Origin of the sequence: Streptomyces cyaneus, from assembly GCF_004028635.1 — a bacterium.
GTDB lineage: Bacteria > Actinomycetota > Actinomycetes > Streptomycetales > Streptomycetaceae > Streptomyces > Streptomyces cyaneus.
Genome location: NZ_RQJW01000005.1, coordinates 569,003 through 586,249, shown reverse-complemented (window position 1 = coordinate 586,249; position 17,247 = coordinate 569,003). Strand labels below are relative to the sequence as shown.

The 17,247-nt window shown below is 71.7% G+C and carries 15 protein-coding genes; 7 read left to right on the top strand and 8 right to left on the bottom strand.

What is annotated here, in order from left to right; genetic code table 11:
• Positions 1–95: 95 nt before the first annotated feature.
• On the top strand, positions 96–3,353 hold the full coding sequence (locus tag EHO50_RS21255) for an IPT/TIG domain-containing protein (protein ID WP_128432102.1): 3,258 nt from the start codon (positions 96–98) through the stop codon (positions 3,351–3,353).
• Positions 3,354–3,525: 172 nt separating this feature from the next.
• On the opposite strand, the gene EHO50_RS21250 is transcribed toward EHO50_RS21255, so the two are convergent.
• Positions 3,526–4,506, bottom strand: coding sequence for a zinc-binding dehydrogenase (locus EHO50_RS21250; RefSeq protein ID WP_128432099.1), 981 nt, complete (start codon positions 4,504–4,506; stop codon positions 3,526–3,528).
• Between the two features lie 79 nt (positions 4,507–4,585).
• Positions 4,586–5,764, bottom strand: a complete 1,179-nt coding sequence (locus tag EHO50_RS21245; protein ID WP_128432097.1) for an FAD-dependent oxidoreductase — start codon at positions 5,762–5,764, stop codon at positions 4,586–4,588.
• Positions 5,765–5,939: 175 nt separating this feature from the next.
• On the opposite strand from EHO50_RS21245, the gene EHO50_RS21240 reads away from it, so the two are divergent.
• Positions 5,940–6,635 (top strand): pentapeptide repeat-containing protein, encoded by a 696-nt coding sequence (locus EHO50_RS21240; protein WP_181449665.1) that lies wholly within the window; start codon positions 5,940–5,942, stop codon positions 6,633–6,635.
• A gap of 81 nt (positions 6,636–6,716) precedes the next feature.
• On the opposite strand, the gene EHO50_RS21235 is transcribed toward EHO50_RS21240, so the two are convergent.
• Positions 6,717–7,217: a hypothetical protein gene (locus EHO50_RS21235; RefSeq protein WP_128432093.1), complete on the bottom strand. Its 501-nt coding sequence runs from the start codon at positions 7,215–7,217 to the stop codon at positions 6,717–6,719.
• 41 nt (positions 7,218–7,258) lie between these two features.
• On the opposite strand from EHO50_RS21235, the gene EHO50_RS21230 reads away from it, so the two are divergent.
• On the top strand, positions 7,259–8,650 hold the full coding sequence (locus EHO50_RS21230) for a M1 family metallopeptidase (protein ID WP_128432091.1): 1,392 nt from the start codon (positions 7,259–7,261) through the stop codon (positions 8,648–8,650).
• 13 nt (positions 8,651–8,663) lie between these two features.
• Here the strand turns inward: EHO50_RS21230 and EHO50_RS21225 are convergent, their stop codons facing one another.
• On the bottom strand, positions 8,664–9,143 hold the full coding sequence (locus tag EHO50_RS21225; RefSeq protein ID WP_128432089.1) for a hypothetical protein: 480 nt from the start codon (positions 9,141–9,143) through the stop codon (positions 8,664–8,666).
• A gap of 234 nt (positions 9,144–9,377) precedes the next feature.
• Positions 9,378–9,953 carry a TerD family protein gene (locus tag EHO50_RS21220; protein ID WP_030050335.1) on the bottom strand — a complete coding sequence of 192 codons (576 nt, stop codon included), beginning with the start codon at positions 9,951–9,953 and terminating at the stop codon, positions 9,378–9,380.
• Between the two features lie 179 nt (positions 9,954–10,132).
• Here EHO50_RS21220 and arfB point away from each other — a divergent pair, with 179 nt between their 5' ends.
• Together arfB and EHO50_RS21210 are read left to right on the top strand one after the other, a co-directional pair.
• Entirely contained in the window at positions 10,133–10,570 is a 438-nt protein-coding gene (arfB, locus tag EHO50_RS21215) for an alternative ribosome rescue aminoacyl-tRNA hydrolase ArfB (RefSeq protein WP_128432087.1), read from the top strand.
• A 532-nt stretch (positions 10,571–11,102) separates the two neighbouring features.
• Positions 11,103–11,975, top strand: coding sequence for a sigma-70 family RNA polymerase sigma factor (locus EHO50_RS21210; protein ID WP_128432085.1), 873 nt, complete (start codon positions 11,103–11,105; stop codon positions 11,973–11,975).
• On the opposite strand, the gene EHO50_RS21205 is transcribed toward EHO50_RS21210, so the two are convergent.
• Together EHO50_RS21205 and EHO50_RS21200 are read right to left on the bottom strand one after the other, a co-directional pair.
• Complete coding sequence (locus tag EHO50_RS21205) at positions 11,972–12,448, bottom strand: GNAT family N-acetyltransferase (protein ID WP_128432083.1); 477 nt, start codon at positions 12,446–12,448, stop codon at positions 11,972–11,974. The two genes, EHO50_RS21210 and EHO50_RS21205, sit on opposite strands and share 4 nt — an antisense overlap.
• Before the next feature lie 66 nt (positions 12,449–12,514).
• Positions 12,515–13,114, bottom strand: coding sequence for a flavin reductase family protein (locus EHO50_RS21200; RefSeq protein ID WP_425472237.1), 600 nt, complete (start codon positions 13,112–13,114; stop codon positions 12,515–12,517).
• Between the two features lie 338 nt (positions 13,115–13,452).
• Here EHO50_RS21200 and cdgB point away from each other — a divergent pair, with 338 nt between their 5' ends.
• Positions 13,453–15,108 (top strand): diguanylate cyclase CdgB, encoded by a 1,656-nt coding sequence (gene cdgB, locus EHO50_RS21195; RefSeq protein ID WP_128432081.1) that lies wholly within the window; start codon positions 13,453–13,455, stop codon positions 15,106–15,108.
• A 117-nt stretch (positions 15,109–15,225) separates the two neighbouring features.
• On the top strand, positions 15,226–16,188 hold the full coding sequence (locus tag EHO50_RS21190) for a CBM35 domain-containing protein (RefSeq protein WP_128432078.1): 963 nt from the start codon (positions 15,226–15,228) through the stop codon (positions 16,186–16,188).
• A gap of 1 nt (position 16,189) precedes the next feature.
• Here EHO50_RS21190 and EHO50_RS21185 read toward each other — a convergent pair whose 3' ends face one another.
• Positions 16,190–17,119: a 1-phosphofructokinase family hexose kinase gene (locus tag EHO50_RS21185; protein WP_128432076.1), complete on the bottom strand. Its 930-nt coding sequence runs from the start codon at positions 17,117–17,119 to the stop codon at positions 16,190–16,192.
• Positions 17,120–17,247 lie beyond the last annotated feature (128 nt).

Below are 17,247 nucleotides of genomic sequence, written 5' to 3'. Positions count from 1 at the left end.
AGTTTCGCCGGCTTTCACCCCTGGATACTCGCGCGTGCGTTGTCGCACCCCTGTGCGACCATCGCCTCAACGACCAATGATCCAGGGGGGATTCCATGTCCGACGACGACTCCTGTCTGCCTGCGAGACGGGGGCGGGCGGCCAGGTCTGCGGCCGTCTTCGCCGCTGTCGTCTCGCTGTTCGCCTCACTGCTGACCCTGACCGGGGCGAGCCCCGCCGTCGCCGCCGACGGGGAGTGCGCGCCGCTCGCGCTCGCGTCCTTCGGCGACCCGGGGGACGCCGTCGGCAAGGCGACCGTGCCGGCCCAGGACAGCGCCTGCTTCTCCGTGACGGCTCCGCAGGCGGGCCTGTACCGGATGTTGCTGGACGACAGCGGGAACAACGCGTACGCGCAGATGTACGCCGCGGACGGCACCCAAGTCGACTGCTACGACGTGCAGTCCTACGACAACGGCTGGTGCCAGGTGCCCGCGGCCGGCACCTACACCGTCAAGGTCGTCAACAACGGCTGGGTGGACCCGGAGCAGGCCGCGGTCACCGTCGTCCCGCTCGGCTCGGCCACGCCGGGCTGCTTCGAGCCGGTCGGCACCTCCTGGGACCTGCCCACGGTGAGCCGGACCTCGGCGAGCCCGCTGGAGGTCGACTGCCAGGCGTTCGAGGGCAAGCCGGGCCAGCGCGTCCGTCTCACCCGGGGGACGAGCGTCTACGGCTTCGTCGTCGCGTGGATCACCGACGCGAGCGGCGCCCGGATCTGCCCCCGCGTCACCGAGGACGACGAGGACACCTTCAGCTGTGTGCTGCCCGGCGAGGGCCCGTACCGGGTGCTGTCCCAGGTCACCGAGGCGGAGAACGGCTTCCCCGCCCAGTACGCGGTCAAGGTGCGCGCGCTGACCGACCCGCAGGGCTGCCGGACCGCGTCCGTGCGCCCCTTCGGGCGGCCGGCGGGCCTGGACTTCGGCACCGACCCCTGCTTCACCTTCACCGTCGGCAAGGCCGGGGCCTACCTGGTCCACGCGGTCGACGACGACTCCGCGAGCCCCGTCCTGGTGTACGACGCGGCCGGGAAGATCGCCTGCCGGGAGAGCGACCCGTGCCGGCTGCCGACCGCGGGCACGTACACCGCGATCCTCGACGGCACCTCCCCCTACAGCGGCGCACATGACGACCTGCTCGTCCTCGACCGCGCCTCGGACGCCGGGTGCGTGCCGACCGGGATGGGGCTGTACAAGGGCGAGTTGAGCAAGGCCGGACAGTACGACTGCCTGACGCTGGACGCCCCGCAGGGTGCCCGGATCGCCGCGCTCACCTCGCTCTCCTCGGCCGGGCTGACCCCCGAGGTGGAGGTCCTGGACCGGGCCGGCACCCCGCAGTGCGACCAGGACGAGCTGAGGGGCGGCGACTGCGCGCTCACCGGCGAGGCGCCCTACCGGGCGCTGGTGCACACCGACGACGAGGGGGACTCGGCGACCGGCGCCTACGCGGTGGCCTTCCACCGCACCGACATCGCGCAGGGCTGCCCCGTCCTGCCCGCCGGCAGCTTCGCCGCGGACGGCGAGAAGGCCACGCTGACCACGGGCGACGGCGTCTTCTCGCAGTGCCTGGGCATCCCGGCGGGCGCGCACACGAACGCCGAGGTCTTCCAGCTGATCGCCACCTCCCAGGCCGCCTCCGCGGAGTTCTCGGTGCTGGACTCCGACGGCAAGCGGGTCTGCGAGCGCTACGCCACCACCAACGGCTGGACCATCTGCTCCCTGACCCCGGGCAAGGCCCACACCGTGCTGGTGACCGGCCGCGACCAGGCCGCCACCTACACCCTGGCCCGGCGGGACGTCACCGCGAGCGCCTCCTCGGCGGGCTGCACGAAGACCGCCGCCGCGAAGGTCGGCGGACCCTCCGTGAAGAGCGCGTACGGCACCCCCGGCACCCTCGACTGCCGTCAGGTGACCACCGCCGCGGACACCGACGTCGTGCACGTCAACGTGCGGGACGCCCTCGGCACCGCCAACTCCGCGGTCGTCGCCGGGGACGGCCGTGTGGAGTGCTCCTTCCGCAACACCTCCTGCGCGGTCACCGGGTCCACCACCCACCAGGTCCTCGTGCAGACCCCGGTCAACCTCAGGGCCGCGCCCGAGTACCGCCTGGACGCCCTGCGCATCGCGACCGCCGACGGGCCCGCGCCGGAGTGCGTCAAGGTGCCGTCCGTGGCCTACGGGTACGGGCCGATCACCGGCACCCTGGACGAGTCGCACACCGCGGTGTGCGCGGCGCTGCCGACCGCCGGGTTCGACCGCTTCGAGACCGACATCAAGGACACCGCCGGCGCCACCACGACGGCGGTACCGGTGCTGTACAACACGTCGACCTGGGACAACGGCTGCACGCACTACATCCCGGAGGGCTACGACTGCGACGCGCTCGGCTCGTCCCCGCAGAGCACGCCGACGCTGTTCCTGCTGGGCCTGCCCGAGAAGGCGCCGAGTACGGCCTACAGCGCCAAGCTGACCTGCACGTCCGCGCCCTGCGGCACCGAGGAGACGGCCGTCACCGCGGTCAGCCCCGACACCGGGGCGGCCGGCGGCAAGGTGAAGCTCACGGTCACCGGAACCGCGCTCGGCCCCGACGTCACCGTCCGGCTGAGCCAGGCCGGGAAGACGATCACGGCGGCGGCCGACTCGGTCTCCGCGGACAACCGGACGGTGACCGCGACCCTCGACCTGACCGGCGCGGCCACCGGTACCTGGAACGTCAGCGTGATCACGCGCGGCTGGGAGTTCGGGCGCGGCACCTTCACCGTGACCGCCCAGCCCAAGCTGGAGAACACGGCCGCCCCCAAGGTGACCGGCACGGCCAAGACCGGCGCCAAGGTGACGGCCTCGCCGGGCAGTTGGTCGGCGACCCCGTCGTCGTACACGTACCAGTGGAAGGCGAACGGTACGGCGATCAGCGGGGCGACGGCGTCGACGTACACCGTCCCCGCCTCGATGGTCGGCAAGAAGCTCACCGTGACCGTCACCGCGGTCAAGTCCGGCTGGGTCAGCGGAACGGCGACCTCGGCGGCGGTGACCGTGGCCAAGGGTGACGCGCCCAAGGCGACCAGGCTGCCGGTGATCAGCGGGACGGTGAAGGTCGGCAAGACGCTGAAGACGTCCAAGGGGACGTGGAGCCTCGCGCCGACCTCGTACTCGTACCAGTGGTACGCGAACGGCAGGGCGATCAGCGGGGCGACCAAGTCGTCGCTGGTGCTGAAGTCGGCGCAGAAGGGCAAGAAGATCACCGTGAAGGTGATCGCGCACCGCACGGGTCACAAGGACGGGTCGGCGGTGAGCAACGCGACGAAGGCGGTCGCCGGCTGACCCGGCGACGGCAGGCAGACCGTCGACGGAGGGTGGGGGAGGGGCTCCGCGGTCCGGTGGGGCCCCTCCCGCCGTTTTTCCCCCGTTTCTCAGGCCCCCGGCTCCGGGGAGGGCTGAGGGATCCCCTCTCGGGAAGGGCGAGGTATCGCCTTCGAGGAGTGCCTGCGGCTGGTCACGGCTCCAGAACCACCTTTCCGGTGGTTCCGCGCGTTTCGAGGGCGCGGTGGGCGGCCGCCGCCTCGGCGAGCGGGAAGCGCTGGACGGCCGGGGTGAGGCGGCCTGCGGCGGCTTCGGTGAGGGCGCGCAGTTCCAGGGTGCGTACGGGGTTGGGGCCGCCGGCCTTCTGCATCATCACGGGGCCGAGGACCTGCTGGGAGACGCCGTCGACGAAGTAGGGCTCGCCGTCGTGCAGCCCCGCGCCGGACCAGCCGAAGACGAGGTGCCTGCCGCCGGGCCCGAGCAGGGCGACGGACTCGCGGGCGACGTCGCCGCCGACGCCGTCGAAGACGACGGTGGCCGGCCGCCCGCCCAGGAAGGCGCGGACCTTCTCGGGCCATGCCGGGTCCGTGTAGTCGACGGCGAGGTCGGCGCCGTTCTCCTGCACCCGGGCGACCTTCTGAGGGCCTCCGGCGAGGCCGATGACGACGGCGCCCGCGTTCCTGGCGTACTGCACGAGCAGGGTGCCGATGCCGCCGGCGGCGGCCGGGATCACGGCGACCGCGTCCGGGCCGAGCTCGGCGAACTGCAGGATCCCCATCGTCGTACGGCCCGTGCCGATCATGGCGACGGCCTCGGCGAAGTCGAGGTTCGCCGGGACCTCGTGGACGCGGTCGACGTCGGCGACGGCCAGCTCGGCGTAGCCGCCCGGCGCGAAGCCCAGGTGCGCTACGACGCGCTTGCCGAGCCAGAGCGCGGCGACACCCTCGCCGAGGGACTCGACGACGCCGGCGACCTCGCGGCCGGGGATCGTGGGCAGCGTGGGCGGCTGCGGCGCCGGGCCCTGGATGCCCTGGCGCAGGGCCGTGTCGAGGAGGTGGACACCGGCTGCCGCTACGGCGATACGAACCTGGCCGGGGCCCGGTTCGGGGGCGTCGACGTCCTCGTAGGTGAGGTTCTCGGCCGGGCCGAAGGCGTGCAGGCGGATGGCGTGCATGAGGGTCCCCCATCGTTTGAACTCGGGTCTGTCAGGCCGCCCACCCCGTCGCCGGAGGCGGCTGCTCGATGCTGCAACCTCAAGCCTGCTTGAGGTCAAGGGCGTGCCGCCCGAGGGCCAGGGACACGGCCGTGAGGGCGCTGTTGAAGGAGACCTCGGACAGGACGCCGGGGGCGGCGACCTGATCGCCCGCCAGATAGATCCCGTCGCCGCGGTCGAGGGCCGGACGGTCGCGCCAGCTGGTGCCGGGCAGGTCGACTGCGCCGGTACGGCCGCTCGCGACGGACTCGCGCCGCCAGGTGACGCGCTCGCGCCAGCCGGGGAAACCGAGGTCGAGAAGCTGCTCGGCACGGGCGATGCCGTCGGCCTTGGACTCGTGCGGGGCGATGGGGATCTGGCCCTGGATCAGCTGTTCACCGGCCGGCGCGAGGGACCGGTCCTGCGCGGTGAACCGCTCCAGCCACCCGGTCTCGTCGAGGTCGGAGACGGCGAAGGCGTCCCCGCGCCGGGTCCGCACGGCGAGGTCGATGAGTGCCGTTCGGCCGCTCGTCCACGTCAGCGAGTCGTCCTTGAGGAGGCGACGGGCGGCGTCGAGGGAGGTGGCGACGACGACGGGCGCGTCGCTCGCCGGGCGGTCGAGGTCGTCGAGGCTGTCGACGCGGGAGAGGGTCTCCATCCGCACCCCGAGATTCCAGGCCCGGGCCGCCATCCGGTCGATCATGGTCGCCCATCCGCCCCGCGGATAGTGCGCCTCCGGCGGCAGCTTGGTGGCCCGGCGCAGCCGCTCCTGCACGAACGCGGCGGACAGGGCGCCGGGGTCGTGGTGGAACAGGGCGACGGCGGAGTAGTGGGCGGCGGCACGGGCGCCCTCCTCGCCGGCGATGTCCGTGGCCCACGTCATGAAGTCGACGTCGACGGGCGCCTGCGGCAGGCCGCGCCGCAGCAGCTTGAGCATGGCGAACGGCGGCGTGCGACGCAGGACGCCGCGGTGCCGCAGCCGCAGCCGGGCGGCCTCCAGGGGCGGGATCGGCGCGAGCGGCCCGATGAGGTCGCGCTGCTTGAGCCAGGCCCAGTGCGGGCCGCCGTTGTACAGGGCGTGCGGTCCTTCGTTCGTCCGGTACGGCCCCTCGGCGGTCCGCGCCCGCCCGCCGAGGGTGTGGTGGGCCTCGTACACGGTGACCTTGGCGCCCGCCTCGGCGGCGGTGATGGCCGCGGTGAGTCCGGCGAAGCCGCCGCCGATGACGGTGATGCGGTGCATGGCTGTGGGTCTCCCTCTGTGTGGGGCTCTTGCTCGGGGTCGCCTTTCTTTCCCTCTGTCGCCACTACGACGGTTCTGGGCCCCGGAATGTGACATCGGTGGTGTCGGCTGTGGCGTCGGCGGGGTGTCGGTGCAGGTCAGGGGGATTGTCAGTGGTGGGGTGCAGCATGGGGTCATGGCGAGGAGAGCGATGGGTGCGGCCGGCGGTCCGGGCAGGGGCGGCGTGAAGGGGGCGCGGCGGCCCGAGGTGCGGTTGCCGCCGCTGGAGCCGTACCGGGACGGGGGGTTGGAGCCGGACGGGGACTACGACGGCCTGGAGTTCCGGGAGGAGGACCTCGGCGGACAGGACGGCGGGGGCGCCCGCTTCATGGACTGCGCGCTGCGGGGCTGCGCCCTGGACGAGACGAGACTCCATCACGCCCGGATCCTCGACTCCGTGCTCACGGGCCCACGGGGCGTCGGCACCGATCTCGCCGAGTCGACCCTGCGTGATGTGGAGCTGGTGGACGCCCGCCTGGGCGGGGTGCAACTGCACGGCGCCGTGCTGGAGCGGGTGCTGATCCGAGGCGGCAAGATCGACTACCTGAACATGCGCAAGGCCAAGCTCAAGGACGTCGTCTTCGAGGGCTGCGTCCTGGTCGAGCCGGACTTCGGGGGCGCCCGCCTCGAGCGGGTGGAGTTCGTGGACTGCGCGGTGAAGGGGGCGGACCTCACCGGGGTGACGCTGGCGGACGTGGACCTGCGCGGGGCGGCCGAGCTGGACATCGCTCGGGGTGTGGAGCGGTTGGCGGGGGCGGTGATCAGTCCGGGGCAACTGCTGGATCTGGCGCCGGTGTTGGCGGCGCAGTTGGGGATCCGGGTGGAGGGTTAGAGGGCGGTCCGAGGCAGGTCGGTCGATCCGGGGAAGGCGGGAGTCGGCGGGGTCGTCCGACGTGCTCGGGCTGAAGTGCGCTCACCCCACCCGGGGAAACCGTGCCTGGAGTGTCCAGATCGCCGGGTTCTCGGCCAGGTCCTCGTGCAGGTCGATCAGGTCGGCGATCAGGTCGTGCAGGAAGTCGCGGGCCTCGCGGCGCAGCTCGGTGTGCGAGAAGGTCAGCGGGGGCTCCTCCGTCGGCATCCAGTCCGACTCGATGTCCACCCAGCCGAAGCGGCGCTCGAAGAGCATGCGGTCGGTGGACTCGGTGAAGTCCAGCTCCGCGTGCTGGGGACGGGAGGCGCGGGAGCCGGCCGGGTCCTGGTCCAGCTGCTCGACGATGTCGCACAGGGCCCACGCGAAGTCAAGCACCGGCACCCATCCCCAGGCTGTGGACAACTCCCGGTCCGCCTTGGTGTCGGCGAGGTAGACGTCGCCGCAGAACAGGTCGTGGCGCAGGGCCCGGACGTCCGCGCGACGGTAGTCCGTCTGCGGGGGGTCCGGGAAGCGGGTGGAGAGGGCGTAGCCGATGTCGAGCACGGGGGTGATGGTGTCACGACCGACCTCATAGGATCACTGGCGTGTCCCGTTTCGCACCTGTTGCCCTGACCGTCACCTCCGCCCTGCTCGTCCTCACCGCGTGCAGCAGCGGCGTCCAGGGCACCCCCGGCGGCTCCGGCGTGCGCGACCCGTACTTCCCCAAGTCCGGCAACGGCGGCTACGACGTCACCCACTACGCCCTCGACCTCGCCTACGACCCCGACGACGACCACCTCACCGGCACGGCGGAGATCACCGCACGCGCCACCCAGGACCTCTCCGCCTTCGACCTCGACCTGTTCGACATGGACGTCGAACGGGTCGGCGTGGAGGGCCAACGCGCTCGCTGGAGCCGCAACGGCCAGGAGCTCGTCGTCCGTCCGCACGACGAGCTCGACGAGGGCGAGACCTTCCGGCTCACCGTCCGCTACTCCGGCACCCCCGAGACCGTCACCGACGCCGACGGCTCCGAGGAAGGCTGGCTCCCCACCGCCGACGGCGCGCTCGCCCTCGGGGAGCCGATGGGATCCATGGCGTGGTTCCCCGGCAATCACCACCCGTCGGACAAGGCGACGTACGACATCGACGTGAGCGTGCCGGAGGGCCTGGAGGCCGTCTCCAACGGGGAGTTGGTGAACCGGACCACCAGCGGCGGCCGTACGACGTTCCGTTGGCACACCTCCGAACCCATGGCGAGCTACGTCGCCACGCTCGCCATCGGCGACTACAAGATCAGCCGCTCCACCACCGACGGTGACCTGCCCGTGTACGTCGCCGTCGACCCGCAGCAGGCGGACGACAGCCGCGAGGTGCTCGCCGAGCTCCCCGAGATCATGGACTGGGCGGAGGAGAACTTCGGCCCGTACCCCTTCTCCTCCACCGGCGCGATCGTCGCCGACGCGGACGCCGCCGACTACGCCCTGGAGACCCAGAACCGGCCCGTCTTCCCCGGCGCCCCCGACACCGAGCTGCTCGTCCATGAACTCGCCCACCAGTGGTTCGGCAACTCCGTGACGCCGAAGAGCTGGCGGGACATGTGGCTCAACGAAAGCTTCGCGACGTACGCGGAATGGCTGTGGGAGGAGGACGACGACGGCGACAGCGCGCAGGAGACCTTCGACGCCCTGTACGACCACGGCGAGGACGAGCACGAGGGCCTCTGGGACTTCCCGCCCGCCAAGCCCACGAGCGCCGCGCACATCTCCGACGCCCCCGTCTACGAGCGCGGCGCGATGGTCCTGCACAAGATCCGCCAGGCTGTCGGCGACGACACCTTCTACGACATCGTCCAGGGCTGGGCGGCCGAACACCGGCACGGGAACGCGGACACCGACGACTTCACGGCATACGTCGAGAAGAAGGCACCGGACGAGGACTTCACGCCCATCTGGGAGGACTGGCTGTACGGCGACGGAAAACCCGACCAGCCGTAATGCCGGCCGCCCTTCAGGCCGGCCCCTCCAGATCCCGCCGCATCGCCGCACGCGCCGCCCATATCGCCTCGGCGTGCCGCAGGCGCCGCTCCTGCAACTCCGGGGAGTCGAGCGGCGGATCACCGGCGGCGAACACGTCCTGGAGCTCCCGCAGGGTTTCGTAGACTTTTTCGAGTACGTCCGACATCTCCTGAGGGGCGCAGATCAGAGCGGTCTCACGGGCCTCGTCGCAGCCCGACGCCCGGAACGCCTCCCGTACCGCCGCGGCCGTCTCCCGGGCCCCGTCCGCTTGGTCGCGACCGGTGACGGCCGCCGCGTGCATGGCCTCGTAGGCCAGCCGGTACTTCGTCAGGACAGTCACATAGATCTGCCTGCGTTCCTGCCGGGTCCGGTCGGCCAGATCGCGGCGCCAGCGGGCCCGGTCGGCGAGCAGCGTCGAACCGACGCCGACGACGGCGCCCAGCGCGGTGCCGGCCAGGGTCGTCCAGTCCACGTCGGTTCAGGCCCCCCTTGCCCGCGTCCCACTCGTCCAGCAGCCGTGCCAGATCCGGTGGCCACACCGCCTCCGGGGCCGAGGAACACGTGGGGCAACTTATCGAAGCCGCGATCGACGTCCCCGAACGCCAAGCCCTCCAACGCCAAGCCCTCCAACGCCAAGCCCTCCAACGCCGGGAGCCCCCGGCCACGGCGTACCGCAGCAAGGGGCTCCTGCTCAGTGCAGCGTCCGTCAGACGTTCACGCCGAAGTCCTGCGCGATGCCCACCAGGCCCGAGGCGTAGCCCTGGCCGACCGCGCGGAACTTCCACTCGGCGCCGTTGCGGTAGAGCTCGCCGAAGACCATGGCGGTCTCGGTGGCCGCGTCCTCCGACAGGTCGTAGCGGGCGATCTCGGCGCCGCCGGCCTGGTTGACGATACGGATGTAGGCGTTGCGCACCTGGCCGAAGTTCTGCGAGCGGTTCTCCGCGTCGTAGATCGAGACCGGGAAGACGATCTTGTCGACGTCGGCCGGGAGGCCGGCGAGGTTGACGTTGATCGCCTCGTCGTCGCCCGCGCCCTCGCCGGTGCGGTTGTCACCGGTGTGGACGATGGTGCTGTCCGGGGTCTGCTTGTTGTTGAAGAAGACGAAGTGGGCGTCCGAGTAGACCTTGCCCGTGGGGTTGACCGCGATCGCCGAGGCGTCGAGGTCGAAGTCCGTGCCGGTGGTGGTGCGGACGTCCCAGCCGAGGCCCACGGTGACGGCGGTCAGGCCCGGAGCCTCCTTGGTGAGCGAGACGTTGCCACCCTTGGACAGGCTTACAGCCATTGTTGGGAGTCCCTTCCCTCGTTGCGGTACGGCTAGAAGCTACAGCTACCCCTATGAACGCGAAGAGGGGTACCTCAAGTTCCAGGTGTCTTTACTTTCTTTGCCAAAGAGCACTCTCAGGGGCTCTCAGGGGCTGTCAGGGGATATTCGCGTGACGTGGACCGGACAGGACAGGGAACATGGACGGCATGTCTGGTCCCTACGTCATCCGTGGCTCCGTCTCGCTCCCCGAGGCCGAGCTCATGTGGCGTTTCTCGCGGTCGAGCGGCCCGGGCGGCCAGCACGTCAACACCAGTGACTCGCAGGTCGAGCTGCGGTTCGACCTGGCGAAGACCGAGGCGCTGCCCGAGGTGTGGAAGCAGCGGGCGCTGCAGCGGCTGGCGTCCCGCCTCGTCGACGGCGTCGTCACCGTCCGCGCCTCCGAGCACCGCTCCCAGTGGCGCAACCGCGAGACCGCCGCCGTACGCCTCGCCGCGCTCCTCGCCGAGGCGACGGCCCCGCCGCCGAAGCCGCGCAAGCCGACCCGGATCCCCCGGGGCATCAACGAGCGGCGGCTGAGGGAGAAGAAGCAGCGCTCGGACACCAAGCGGGGACGGTCCGGGCGGGACTGGGGGTAAGAACTCCGGCCCCGGCCGGCACGCACCCTGCGCCGGGGCAGCGCTTCACGCCGTGATCGGCACCCTGCACCGTGGCCGTGCTTCCACGCCGTGATCGGCACCCCGCCCCGCAGCCACACCTCCGAACAGACCCGCACCGCGCCGTCCCACATCCGCACTCGCGCCGCCGGGCGCCCGCGCCGGACGGTCGCGCATCCGCACTCGCGCCGTCGGGCACTCGCACCGGACGGTCGCGCATCCGCACTCGCGCCGCCCCGCGCCCGCACCGGACGGTCGCGCATCCGCACTCGCGCCGCCCCGCGCCCGCACCGGACCGTCCCGCACCCGCACTCGCGGCGTCAGGCACCCGCACCGCGCCGCCACGCACTCACACCGGACCGTCCCGCGCCCGCACCGCGCCGCCACGCACCCACACCGGACCGTCCCGCGCCCGCACCGCACCGCCACGTACCCACACCGCGCCTGTCACATCCCCGTCGCGCGGTCCGTCATGCCACTGATGGCGGACCGCGACGAGAGGCGTGACGGACGAATGAGTGACAGCGACTTCCTGGCCCAGCGCTTCGAGGCGCACCGTGCCCACCTGCGGGCCGTCGCCCATCGCATGCTGGGGTCGGCCGTCGAGGCCGATGACGCGGTGCAGGAGGCGTGGTTGCGGGTGAGCCGCTCCGACATCACCCGTGTCGACAACCTCGGCGGCTGGCTGACGACCGTCGTCGGCCGGGTCTGCCTGGACATGCTCCGCTCCCGCAAGTCCCGCGCGGAGCAGCCCCTGGACACCACGGCACCCACGGCCGCCGCTCCGGCCGCTCCCGCCGCCTTCGCCCCCGCCGGAGCGAGCGACCCCGAGCAGGACGCGCTTCTCGCCGACTCGGTGGGCGTGGCCCTGCTCGTCGTACTGGACGCCCTGACGCCCGCCGAGCGGCTGGCGTTCGTGCTGCACGACCTGTTCGGGGTGTCGTACGAGGAGATCGCGGCCGTGGTGGACCGTACGCCGGCCGCCGCCCGGCAGCTCGCCAGCCGTGCCCGGCGTCGGGTGCAGGGGGCGGACGCGCCCGAGGCCGACCGCGCCCGGCAGTGGCAGGTCGTGGACGCCTTCCTCGCCGCCGCGCGGGACGGTGACTTCGACGGGCTGCTCGACGTCCTGGACCCGGACGTCGTCGCCCGCACCGAGGTCGGGGTGGCCACGGGCGCGGCGGCGGTGGCGCGGGGCGCGGCGACCATCGGGCCCCTTGCCGGTGCTGGGCGGCCCGCGCTGGTCGACGGCGTCGTCGGGTACGTGGTGCTCGCCGAGGGGCGGGTGGAACGGGTCTTGAAGTTTGCGTTCGTACGGGATCGGATCGCCGTGATCGACATCGTGACGGACGCCGAGCGGGTGTCCCGGCTCGAGGTGGCTCTGATCTAGCCGAGCTCCAGCACGCCCACCGTCTGGCCCCCTGACGTCTCCCCATGGGTGCGGAAACCCAGCCCTAGGTAGAACCCCTCCGGGCCGTCGGGGCCGGGATGCCAGGTGACGTACATCTGCTTGCCGCCCCGGCGGCGGATCTCCGCGGCCACGGATTCCACCGCGAACCGCCCGTAGCCGTGGCCCTGTTCCCCGGCCGCGATGTTCAGCCGCCACAGTCCGGAACGGAAGACGGTGCCGTCGCCATGCCAGTCGATGTCGAAGAAGGCCATCAGGAACCCGACCGGGCGGTCGTCGTCGACGATCAGGCGCGGCCAGGCGACGCCGGCGGGGTGGACGTATGCCTCGGCGAGGGACTGCATGACGGGGGAGACCGCGTGTTCCTGGTCGGGGCGGACTCTAATACCGGTGGCGGCCTCGAAGTTTCCGGGTGTGATCTTTTCGAGCCGGGGCGCTGAAGTGGTCGACGTCATCCCGGCACGGTAAGGCGGATGATCAGTTGTGGGCCATGGAATTGTTCCCGCCCCCGGCTGCGGAGTTCACCCCAACTGCCGGTACCGTCCCCGGAAATACGTCAGTGGCCCGCCGTCCGAACTCGGCAGCGAGGCCGACAGGACACGGCCGATCACCAGAGTGTGGTCGCCCGCCGTAACCCGTTGCTCGGTGCGGCACTCCAGGGTGGCCAGCGCGCCACCCACCAGAGGGGCGCCGCTCTCCTTGCCGCGGATGTAGGGGATGTCGGCGAACAGCAGTCGGTCGCTGACGCGGCCCTTCATGGCGAAGCGGCCGGCGATGTGGCGCTGGCTCTCGGCGAGGACCGAGACCGCCCACAGGGGCTGCTCGGCGAGCAGGTCGTCCATGCGGGAGCCCTCACGCAGGCTGACCAGCACCAACGGCGGGTCCAGGGACACCGACATGAACGCCGTCGCCGTCATGCCGACGTCCTCACCGGCCGGCGCGTGCGGGTCGTCCGGGTCCAGCGGCGGCTCCAGCGCGGTCACCAGGACCACACCCGCGGCCAGCCGCGACATGGCGGCACGGAACTCGTCGTTGCTCACTCCCACAGCATGCCCGCAAGCACTCCGGGCGGTGGGGAGGAGGGCGGTCACGGGCGGCGCGGGGGGAGAAGTGTTCGGCACGCCGAAAACGCTAATGTCAGTCCCGCACACGCCACATCGGCCCTTCGCCCGAGAACGGACCTAGGACTCCGGACGGACTCCGGACGCGCCTGTTCAGAACCGGTTCGTGGCATCTCCACACGCACACAAAGTTTGCGTTCAGTAAACGCACAGGAAAAACGCAGAAACACCGCTCAATTGTTCACGTTTACCTGTGACTTGAGTCACAAGGGCCATTAATTGTTGACCCTGTGTACCGAGTGGGCAGCGCGCTGTGATTCAGTGGCGGGGACTAGCAAGGGACGTTACGCCGAAGTAGGACCCTTGATTCGCTGCGAGGTCTCGGGGGGAGGGCGAGCATGGAGACCGAGTCGGAGCCGTATGTCCGTCTTGCGACCCTGCGACAAGTGCACCAGGTCATGGCTGACATGAATACGGCCCGCAGCCTGGCGGACACGCTGCAGACCGTTGCCGACGGCGTTGTAGCCGGCCTCGGCTACGAGCTCGCGTGCGTCAACCTCGTACGCCCCGACGGCGATCTCGTCGTCGCCGCCTTCTCCGGCAACCCCGCCGCCGAGGCCCTCATCACCGGCCGCGTCGGCTCCCGTGACTCCTGGGAGCGCCGGCTGGCCATGGGCGAGCGCTGGGGCGACCTGGTCTTCATCCCGCACACCGAGGGCTGGATACTCGACGACGACGACGTACCGCAGTGGTACACCGACGGCCCCGCGCCCCGCTTCGAGGACGAGTGGCACCCCTCGGACCGGCTGTTCGCGCCGATGTACACACCCGGCGTGCAGGGCAGCGCATGCGGTGAGCTGATCGGCGTCCTGTCCGTGGACCGGCCGCGCAACGGCCGGCTGCCGGGCGCCTGGGGGCGCGAGGCGCTCCAGATGTACGCGTTCCAGGCCGCCATCGCCATCAGCAACGCACGTCTACGCGCGAATATGCAGCGGGCACTGGTCCGGCTGGAACGCGAGCAGCAGGCCCTGCGCGCGAGTGAGGAAAGCTTCAGGCAGGCCTTCGAGTACGCCCCCTCCGGCATGGCCATCGCCGAGATGGGCGGTGACCAGCACGGCCGGATCCTCCGGACCAATGACGCGCTCTGCCGTCTGCTGGGCCGCCCCGCCTCCGCGATGCGCCGCTACTCCTTCTCCGACCTCGTCCACCCCGAGGACATCGGCACGCTGCTGCGTACGTCGGCGGAGGGCGGCCGGGCGGAGCTCAGGCTCGGGCGCCGTGACGGGTCGTACGTCTGGGTGTCCCTGCGCAACAGCGTCGTCGCCGACGCCGCCGACGGCCCCCGCTTCCTGCTCACCCACGTCGAGGACATCGAGGAGCGCAAGCGCCGCGAGCTCCAGCTCGCCCACCGCGCCTCCCACGACTCCCTCACCGGCCTGCCGAACTCCGCCGAGCTGCGCTCCCGCCTCTCCGCGCGCCTGTGCAAGCGCCCCGCCCACGCGGGCGCCCTGGAGTCCACGGACGCGGCCTACGGCCACCCCGCCGTCTACGACGCCAACGGGCACGGCTTCGACTTCCCCGGCGCGGCGGCGTACGACGCATACGACCATCACGTGCACACCGTCGCCCCGGTCGAGGGCGGGCGCGACGACGGCGCCAAGGGGCTCGCGGTCCTCTTCTGCGACCTCGACGGCTTCAAGTCGATCAACGACCGGTTCGGGCACAACGCGGGTGACGCGGTTCTCATCGAGGTCGCCAGGCGGCTGACGCGCGGGGTCCGCGACGGCGACACCGTCGCCCGGCTCGGCGGCGACGAGTTCGTGATCCTCGCCGACGGGCTCGGCCGGGCCGACGCCCAGGACCTCGCCGTACGTCTGCGCAACGAGATCATCCAGCCCATCCGGGCGGAAGGCCGTGCCGTACGGGTGGGCGCCAGCTTCGGCATCGGGTGGGCGCACTGCGGGATGACTGCGGACGAAGTGTTGAAGTCCGCCGACGAGCGGATGTACGTAGAGAAACGATCTCGTCCCAAACAGCACAGACGCGCTGGGTAACTCCCAGGTCAGCGAGCTGATGCGATCCGAGTCACCCGTTTGGGTCAGCAGGAGCGGGTAGGCTCGCCATTCTGACCCCAATCGCATCCGCCCGCACCTGGTGAGGAGTACCTAGGGATGACGTCCGGCAACAACGGCGCCACTACGCCCGAGGACGACGACCCGTTCGGCTACCTCTACGCCGACGGGCAGGCCAACGGCGCCCAGCCGCCGTCCGGGGGCGGGGGCTACGGCTACCCGGGCTCGGTCAACCGGGTGCGAGCGGTCGGCCAGCGCCAGTACGGCCAGCAGCAGTCGACGGCGGCCTACGGCCAGGTACCGCAGCAGCAGGGCACGTACGGCCAGCCGAACGCCCACTACTCCGCACCGGAGACGTTCCCCGGCGGGGCACCGACGGCCCAGCAGCAGCCGGCGTACAGCGGCGGCAGCGGCTCCGGGGGCGGCCGCGGCGGGGGCCCCAACACCAAGGGCCTGCTGATCGGCGCGATCGCGGTGGTCGTTGCGGTCGTCATAGGCATCGGCGTGGCGATGCTGGGCGGCGACGACGACAAGGGCGACAAGGGCAACGAGGCGCAGTCCACGCCGTCGCAGTCCCAGCAGAGCACCGCGCCGAGCCCGTCGAACAGCAACAGCCAGGCGGCCGAAGAGGACCTCCCGACGATCGACGTCAAGGCCCTGGCCCTCGGCGGCACCGCCGCCACCGCGTCCGACATCAAGGGCGCCAAGGCGGACGGCGGCGTCTACGTCCAGGGGTTCAACCAGGTCGGCTCCTCGGTCACCTGGACCGTCAACGGCATCCCGAAGTCCGGCAAGTACACCGTGTTCGTCGGCTACAGCGTCCCCGGCAAGGACCAGAACGCCACCCTCACGGTCAACGGCACGCCCTCCGACTCCCCGGTCGACCTGAAGAACTGGTCGGGCGGCCCCGAGGGCGACTACGCGAAGGGCTGGACGAAGACCTACAACTGGATCCAGCTCAACAAGGGCACGAACACGATCAAGGTCTCGTGCGAGCAGGGCAACCAGTGTGACGCGCTCCTCGACCAGATGTGGCTGGTCAAGGGCTGGTACGAGTCGTAGATCAGGCCGCGGTGACCTCCCCGGTCACCGCCACCCGCCCCAGCAACTCCTCGTAAGCCCTCCGCTCGAACTCCCCCGCCACCGGTGCCAGCACGGTCGCCGCGCTCAGCGCCGCCGCGCGGGCCAGCCGGTCCGGCCACGGCAGGTGCTCGACCAGGCCCGACAGCAGGCCCGCGACCACCGCGTCGCCCGCGCCGGTCGGGTTGCCGTGGAGGCGCGCGGGTGGGGTGGCTCGCCAGCGGCCCTCGGGGGTCGCCGCCAGCAGGCCCTCCGTGCCCAGGGAGGCGATCACCGCGCGCGCCCCGCGTCGACGGGCGTCCTGGGTGGCGCGCAACGGCTCGTGGGAGCCGGTCAGTTCGGCCAGCTCGTCGGCGTTGGGCTTGATGATGTCCGGGCGGGCGGCGACGCCCCGGCGCAGTGCCTCGCCGCTGGTGTCCAGCAGCACCGGAACCTCCGCCGCGCGTGCGGCCCGTACCAGACCGGCGTACGCCCCCACCGGCACGCCCGGCGGCAGGCTGCCGCACAGGGCCACCGCGGAAGCCGACGGGAGAAGATCCTCGTACGCCTCCTGGAAGGCGGACCACTCGGCGGAGGTGATCGTCGGGCCCGGTTCGTTGAGCTGGGTCGTGTCGCCGGTTCGCTCGTCGACCACGGCGATCGTGCGTCGGGTCGCGCCCGTCACCGGGACCAGCGCGTCCACCACGCCCGGCGTGGCCGTGAGCTGCTCCTGTACGACGCGGCCCGTCGCGCCGCCCGCGAAGCCGGTGACCGTCACCTCGTGCCCCAGGGCCGCCAGGACGCGGGCCACGTTCAGGCCCTTGCCGCCGGGGCGCTCTGTCACCTCGGAGACCCGGTGGGACGCGTGGGGCCGCAGTGCCCGTACGCGATAGGTGATGTCGAGAGCGGTGTTCAGCGTGACCGTGAGGATCACCTGGGCCGACCTCCCCCGAAGAAGTTCGCGATGTGTTTGCCGTCTGTCTGCCGGACGCTTCGCCCGGAGGCCTGATCATGCCAAACGGGCGGCGGCCGTCCCAGTCTCCCAGGACAACCGCCGCCCTC